Here is a 6,318-nt window from a genome sequence, read left to right as displayed (position 1 = left end):
CAAAAGTCAAGACTGCCGGTGCTTGCTGGTGGGATGCTTTTTTGTGAGCCCGGCAAGGGAACCGGCATCAAAAAAGATTACAAATAGCGCAAAATGTGCGATCGCACCCAAACTAACAAAGCCTTTTTAGCAAAAAACGATCGCCCTTTCGGGAAGAAGCGACCGCCCTTTTTTTTCCACCATTAACTAACAACTATTAGCAATTACTAATCAAGCTCCTGCAGCGGCTGTTTCTTCTTCTTCTACGTCTTCGGCTTCAGAACCTGCTTGAATTCCCAGCACGCTAACAACCACTTGACTTGGTTCGCCCAGAGCTACCACTCCCTCTGGCAAAACTAATTCATCAATGTGCAGCGCATCCCCTACCTTTAAATTAGAAACATCTACTTCAATTGATTCAGGAATGCTGTCAGGTTTGCACTTAACTGCTAGTTGCGACATCCCATCCAAGATGCCACCTTCTAACTTGACGCCGACAGCTTCGCCGACAAAATTCAGAGACACTTCAACTTCCAGGCTGTCTTGAGTTGCGACGGAGAAAAAGCTCAGGTGGTAAGGATAGCCCTTCCAAGGATGAACTTGAACTTCTCTGAGCAAGGTTTTTCCGCTCCAAGAGAGGTCTGGAATACTGAGGTCAATTAAGGCGCTGTTGACTACGTGCTTTTTGAGCAGGTTTTCTACTGTTTTGGCTTTGATGGTAAGGGCAACGGATTCCGAGCCTTTGTGGCCGTAAAGCACGGCGGGAATCAATCCGGAGCGGCGGAGGGCGTTAGGTTTGCTGCCTTCTGCCCGCTTTTGACATTCTACTGCGAGTTCCATTTTATGACTTTCTGTTGATTGTTTTCACATTTTACCAGAATTGTGATATTGCGATCGCCCTTAATTAAATTCGCTGGAGGTATTGATAATTTTGATTTTCCACACACTTCAGCAATTCCAGCATTTTTCTCAGACGGTAAGTTCCTGATTGATACTCTTCTTTGGAAGGGCTATCTCCTAGTTTAGTAATAACTGCATCGCTTTCACTGATGATTTCTTGGCTGAACATTTTTTTAAACTCCTGGCGAATCTCTTGATTTAATTCAACTAGAGGCAGAATTACATCTTCTTCATCTAGGTATATTTTGGTATCGATTGATGCGCCACCTATTTTGGAAAATGCTGATTTTGCTAACCACTCGTAAAAGGTTTCTCCTACATCTACCGTTTCCGATTCCGATCCATTTCTGGTATAGAAGCTGATATCTAACATAAAAATTACTCCTCCGCTTCAGACGGCATAAATGCACTTTCTGGAATATTTTTAGCCCAGGCTATCTCCGCATTGTCAAAGAGTTTTTTAGCAGGTTCAGAAATTGTTGTAGTAGTTAAAACTCCTATAACACTACCTTTATTAATGATTTTTTGGGCCAATCCAGCATGGACATATCGAGTCTTGATTTCAAGGTGCGGTTCTTTCATCGTTTTCTCTATCCATTGAATTTCCTTTTAATATCTGCGATTATTTCTTTGACTTTAGGAGCATCTTCTGGATTGATAATTAAAATATCACCCTCTGGATCGTTTCCAGTAGTTCTTTGTGAGGAAATATTTGCTCGCTCCAATTCTTGGATCACCCACCCAATGAGGTCTCTGTGAACTTCTAACCTGGATATCTGCTGGTCTTCGTCAGTCAGTTTTTGTCGATCATTATTATAGCTCCTTACACTAAGTGCTGGCAATATATCAGTTCGGCTACGATTTTCATAGCAGTCTGAGGTTTTATGACTCAAAATCTTAGGATAGAGGAGCTACAGGCGTACCATCAACGGACAACAATCCCCGCTTTGGGCCGTGAATGGGGTCTTCGACAATAATAGTTTGGTCGCGGCTCGCACCGAGAGATACAATGGCGATCGGCACTTCCATCAAATCTGCCAAAAACTTCAGATAATCCAAAGCTTGCTGCGGCAAATCTTCCAAATTGCGGCATTCTTCAGTGGACTGTTTCCAACCGGGAAGGGTTTCGTAAATAGGTTTGCAGCGAGCAAATATCCGGGAACTTTTCGGAAAATCGACACATTTTTCGCCTTCAATTTCGTAAGCAACGCAAACTTTTATTTCTTCTAATTCATCCAAAACATCGAGTTTGGTAATTGCCAGACAGTCAAGGCCGTTGATGCGGACTGCGTAGCGGCCGATTACCGCATCGAACCAACCGCAGCGGCGTTTCCGGCCGGTTGTCGTGCCGAATTCTGCACCTCGATCGCCCAAAACTGCGCCAATGCCATCTACCATTTCGGTAGGGAAAGGGCCTTCTCCGACGCGAGTTGTATAGGCTTTTGCTACGCCAATTACTCGATCGATTGCTGTGGGCCCGACTCCGGTTCCCACACAAGCGCCGCCCGCGATGGGATTGCTGGAAGTAACGTAAGGATAAGTACCGTGATCTAAATCTAATAAAGTACCTTGCGCGCCTTCAAACAGAATATTTTTCCGCTTGTGAAGTCCCTCATAAATCTTCAGGGAACTATCTACTACGTGCGGCCGCAAACGTTCGGCATAAACTCGATATTCATCAAATACGTCTTGCGGATTTAAAGGCGGCAAATTGTAGAGTTTTTCGAGAAGGACATTTTTACAATTAATCGTCCATTCCAATTGTTCTCGGAACCCTTCCAAGTCCATTAAATCGAGCATCCGAATCCCAGTGCGTTCGGATTTGTCGGCATAAGTAGGGCCAATGCCGCGTCCCGTCGTCCCGATTTTATAATTTCCCCGCTGCGTTTCCGATGCTACATCAATTAATCGATGATAGGGCATGGTGACGTGAGCAGTCTCTGAAATCATCAGCGAGGCTGTCGAAATATTCAGTGCCTCTAACTGGTCTAACTCTGCAATTAAAACTTTCGGGTCGATGACCGTACCGCAGCCGATAATACACTCTTTATCAGGGTAGAGAATCCCGGACGGAATTAAGTGCAGCTTGAAAGTTTGACCGTTGACTACCACGGTGTGACCGGCGTTGACGCCCCCTTGGTACCGGACAACGATATCTGCGGATTTGCTGAGCAAATCGGTAATTTTGCCTTTTCCTTCATCGCCCCACTGGGCGCCGATCACAACTACGTTAGCCAAGGGTTTCTCGCGTTCAGTTCAGGTTGACACAAGCTCTGATTATGTACGAATGCGTCCCAAATGTCAATCATTCGATTTTAGATTTTGGAATGGGGAATGGGGCATGGGGAATTGGGAATGGGGCATTGGGCATTGGGAATGGGGCATTGGGCATTGGGCATTGGGTAATTGGAACTCACAAACAACCAATGACAACTGACAACTGACAACTGACAACTGACTAAGGACTAAGGACTAATTAATTTTTGTTAAGATTGAGAAAATTGAGGCTTTTTTGCCATGACGTTACACGCTGAGTTGCACCGCCATCTGGGTGGTTCTGTCGTTCCGAGGGTGCTGTGGCGGTATTTCGATCGCCACAATGCTGAGATGGTCGATCGATTTCCAGAATACTCGGAGTTTGAGGATTTTTACACTCGTCCCCGCAATACTCTGGATGAGTATTTGGAACTGCACACGCTGGTAGAAAGCGTTCAAACTGTTGACACTTTGCCTTACTTCATCTATCGGTTGATGCGGGGCGCTTACGTGTTTGAAAATATGGCGTATTTGGAGTTGCGCTATACGCCTTATTTGCGAACTCCAGAACATTTGTCACAGTCAGAACGTATCGATTTGATGGCAGAAATTATACGGGTTGTGGGAAAGGCAAGTCAAATTAGCGATTGTCCGATTGTTACCAGCCAAATTTTGTGTATGCACTCGCGTTTGCCCTATGAAGTGAATCGGGCGATCGTCGATTTGGCTGCACAAATGGGAGAATATGTTTGCGCGATCGATCTTGCGGGCGGCGATGCTGCTATTGGCGATCGTTTGGACGAATTTGTGGGATTGTATGAGTACGCAAGGTCGATCGGCATCAAAACAACCGGACACCTCTACGAAACCACATCTGGCTGTTACCCCGAACTTTTGCCCTATCTGATGCGAATCGGTCACGGGATTCAAATTCCCTTAAAATATCCCGAACTGCTGCCAGAAGTCGCGCGCAGGGGTCAATGCTTGGAGGTTTGCCCGACTACCTATCTCAAAACGGGGACATTGGAGGATATGGGGGAATTGAAGGTGGTGTTCGATCGATGTTTTGAAGCCGGTGTCGATATCGCGATTTGCACCGACAACGCGGGATTGCACAACGTGCGGCTGCCTTTTGAATACGAAAACTTATTAACGTTAGATATCATTGATTTTCGGCAACTGCAAGCCTGTCAAAATGCCGCTTTTCGCCATGCTTTCGCGTGGCCCCACGGCGAGCAACCGGCCCAAATGCTGACTGGTTTGTTGCATCAAGAGTCCGTGGGGGCGATCGTTAATTAAGATGCGATCGTGAATTAAGATGAGACGGCGGTTGAAACCGCGTCTACACAAAGGAAGTCCGCCTCCGCGGACTGAAGAAAATAAGGTAATTTCTAACTGGTTCCTAGGCTCTGCCTGGGAACCGATATCACTCTTGCTCTGCCTCGTCATGTACCGAATAAAATCCGGAGGCAGAGCCTCGCCTATCTGCGTTACTAGGCAGAGCCTAGTAACGAGTAGAATTAAGATGAGACGGCGGTTGAAACCGCGTCTACACAAAGGAAGTCCGCCTCCGCGGACTGAAGAAAATAAGGTAATTTCAACCGCCGTTTCATTTTTAACCCGCGGAGGCGGGTTTTGTTTGTATAGATGCGGTTTCAACCGCCATCCTATCTGAACCTTATTGAGTTATAGTTTGGATGCAGAACCATCAATATAAAAGGATAAAAAAACATGACAAATATGGACGCTTACTGGATGCCATTCACCGCCAACCGACAGTTTAAAGCGAATCCGCGAATGTTGGTTTCGGCAAAAGATATGCACTTTACCAGCGATGATAACCGATCGATTTTAGATGGTACTGCGGGGCTGTGGTGCGTGAATGCTGGACACGCCCGCGAGACAATTGCCGAAGCAGTTAAACAGCAGGTTTTGCGTTTGGATTACGCGCCGGCTTTTCAGATGGGACACCAGGCTGCTTTTGAGTTGGCGGAACGTTTGGTAAAGTTAATTCCAGGCAATTTTGACCGCGTTTTTTTTACTAATTCTGGTTCGGAATCGGTGGAAACTGCATTGAAAATTGCGATCGCCTATCATCGAGTTAGAGGTGAAGGAACTCGTCAAAAATTGATTGGTAGGGTGCGCGGTTATCACGGTGTTGGTTTCGCGGGAATTTCTGTCGGCGGCATTGGCCCAAATCGCAAATTTTTCGGCAGTTTGCTGGGGGGAGTCGATCATTTGCCTCACACTCATAGCCTCGAACACAATGCTTTCAGCCGCAAACAACCGGAATGGGGAGCGCATTTGGCGGATGAATTGGAAGGGATTGTGGCTTTGCACGATGCGTCGAATATTGCGGCGGTAATTGTGGAACCGGTGGCGGGTTCTACGGGGGTTTTGATTCCGCCGAAGGGTTATTTGGAAAGGCTGCGGGCGATTTGCGACAAGTACGGAATTTTGCTGATTTTTGATGAGGTAATTACGGGTTTCGGACGTTTGGGTGCGAGTTTTGCTACTGAATATTTTGGGGTGGTTCCCGATATTGTGACGGCGGCGAAGGGAATAACTAACGGTACTGTGCCGATGGGGGCGGTGTTTGTGAAAGAGGGAATTTACGATGCTTTTATGAATGCTCCTGAAAATGCGATCGAGCTTTTTCACGGTTATACTTATTCCGGTCATCCTGTGGCCTGCGCTGCTGCTTTGGCGACGCTGGATATTTATGAGGAAGAAAGGCTGTTTGAACGGGCTGATAAGATGGCTGATTACTGGGAAAATGCGGTGCATTCTTTGCAGGGAGTGCGCCACGTAATTGATGTTCGGAATCTGGGACTTGTGGCGGGGATTGAGTTGGAATCTATTGCTGGGAAGCCGGGGAAACGCGCTTTTGATTGTTTTGTAAAGTGTTACGAAAATGGGTTGCTGATCCGCACGACTGGTGATATAATTGCTTTGTCGCCGCCGCTGATTATTGAGAAAGAACATATCGATCGCATTTTGGAAATTTTGACTGGGGTTTTGCAGGAATTAGAGTAAAATTCAACTCACATCTTGCACGATTCGTGTGGAAGCCTTTTATGGACGGGCAGGATGCCCATCCCACAAGAAATTTACTCTTTGTGCAAGATACCGGAGAGCCTGTTTTTAAGGATATAGCGGTTCTCAAGCTTGGTGAGGTATGCC

At 46.4% G+C, this 6,318-nt stretch carries 8 protein-coding genes; 3 read left to right on the top strand and 5 right to left on the bottom strand.

All coding sequences use genetic code 11. The features are described from left to right. Positions 1-210: 210 nt before the first annotated feature. The 5 genes from WBA89_RS24835 to WBA89_RS24815 all read right to left on the bottom strand — a co-directional run bounded on the left by WBA89_RS24835 (position 211) and on the right by WBA89_RS24815 (position 3,117). Complete coding sequence (locus WBA89_RS24835; RefSeq protein ID WP_424410180.1) at positions 211-819, bottom strand: 50S ribosomal protein L25/general stress protein Ctc; 609 nt, start codon at positions 817-819, stop codon at positions 211-213. Between the two features lie 64 nt (positions 820-883). Beyond that, positions 884-1,252, bottom strand: a complete 369-nt coding sequence (locus tag WBA89_RS24830) for a hypothetical protein (protein WP_424410179.1) — start codon at positions 1,250-1,252, stop codon at positions 884-886. A 5-nt stretch (positions 1,253-1,257) separates the two neighbouring features. Further along, positions 1,258-1,461, bottom strand: a complete 204-nt coding sequence (locus WBA89_RS24825; RefSeq protein ID WP_424410178.1) for a hypothetical protein — start codon at positions 1,459-1,461, stop codon at positions 1,258-1,260. An 8-nt stretch (positions 1,462-1,469) separates the two neighbouring features. Further along, a complete protein-coding gene (locus WBA89_RS24820) occupies positions 1,470-1,721 on the bottom strand; it encodes a hypothetical protein (RefSeq protein ID WP_424410177.1) in 252 nt (83 codons plus the stop codon). Positions 1,722-1,776: 55 nt separating this feature from the next. Next, positions 1,777-3,117: an adenylosuccinate synthase gene (locus tag WBA89_RS24815; RefSeq protein WP_424410176.1), complete on the bottom strand. Its 1,341-nt coding sequence runs from the start codon at positions 3,115-3,117 to the stop codon at positions 1,777-1,779. A 23-nt stretch (positions 3,118-3,140) separates the two neighbouring features. On the opposite strand from WBA89_RS24815, the gene WBA89_RS24810 reads away from it, so the two are divergent. The 3 genes from WBA89_RS24810 to WBA89_RS24800 all read left to right on the top strand — a co-directional run bounded on the left by WBA89_RS24810 (position 3,141) and on the right by WBA89_RS24800 (position 6,171). After that, positions 3,141-3,323, top strand: coding sequence for a hypothetical protein (locus tag WBA89_RS24810; RefSeq protein WP_424410174.1), 183 nt, complete (start codon positions 3,141-3,143; stop codon positions 3,321-3,323). Between the two features lie 73 nt (positions 3,324-3,396). After that, positions 3,397-4,434 (top strand): adenosine deaminase, encoded by a 1,038-nt coding sequence (locus WBA89_RS24805; protein WP_424410173.1) that lies wholly within the window; start codon positions 3,397-3,399, stop codon positions 4,432-4,434. Positions 4,435-4,866: 432 nt separating this feature from the next. Next, on the top strand, positions 4,867-6,171 hold the full coding sequence (locus WBA89_RS24800) for an aspartate aminotransferase family protein (RefSeq protein ID WP_424410171.1): 1,305 nt from the start codon (positions 4,867-4,869) through the stop codon (positions 6,169-6,171). Positions 6,172-6,318 lie beyond the last annotated feature (147 nt).

Source organism: Microcoleus sp. (genome assembly GCF_049646505.1).
Taxonomy (GTDB): domain Bacteria; phylum Cyanobacteriota; class Cyanobacteriia; order Cyanobacteriales; family Microcoleaceae; genus Microcoleus.
This window is presented reverse-complemented; position numbering and strand designations above follow the sequence as displayed.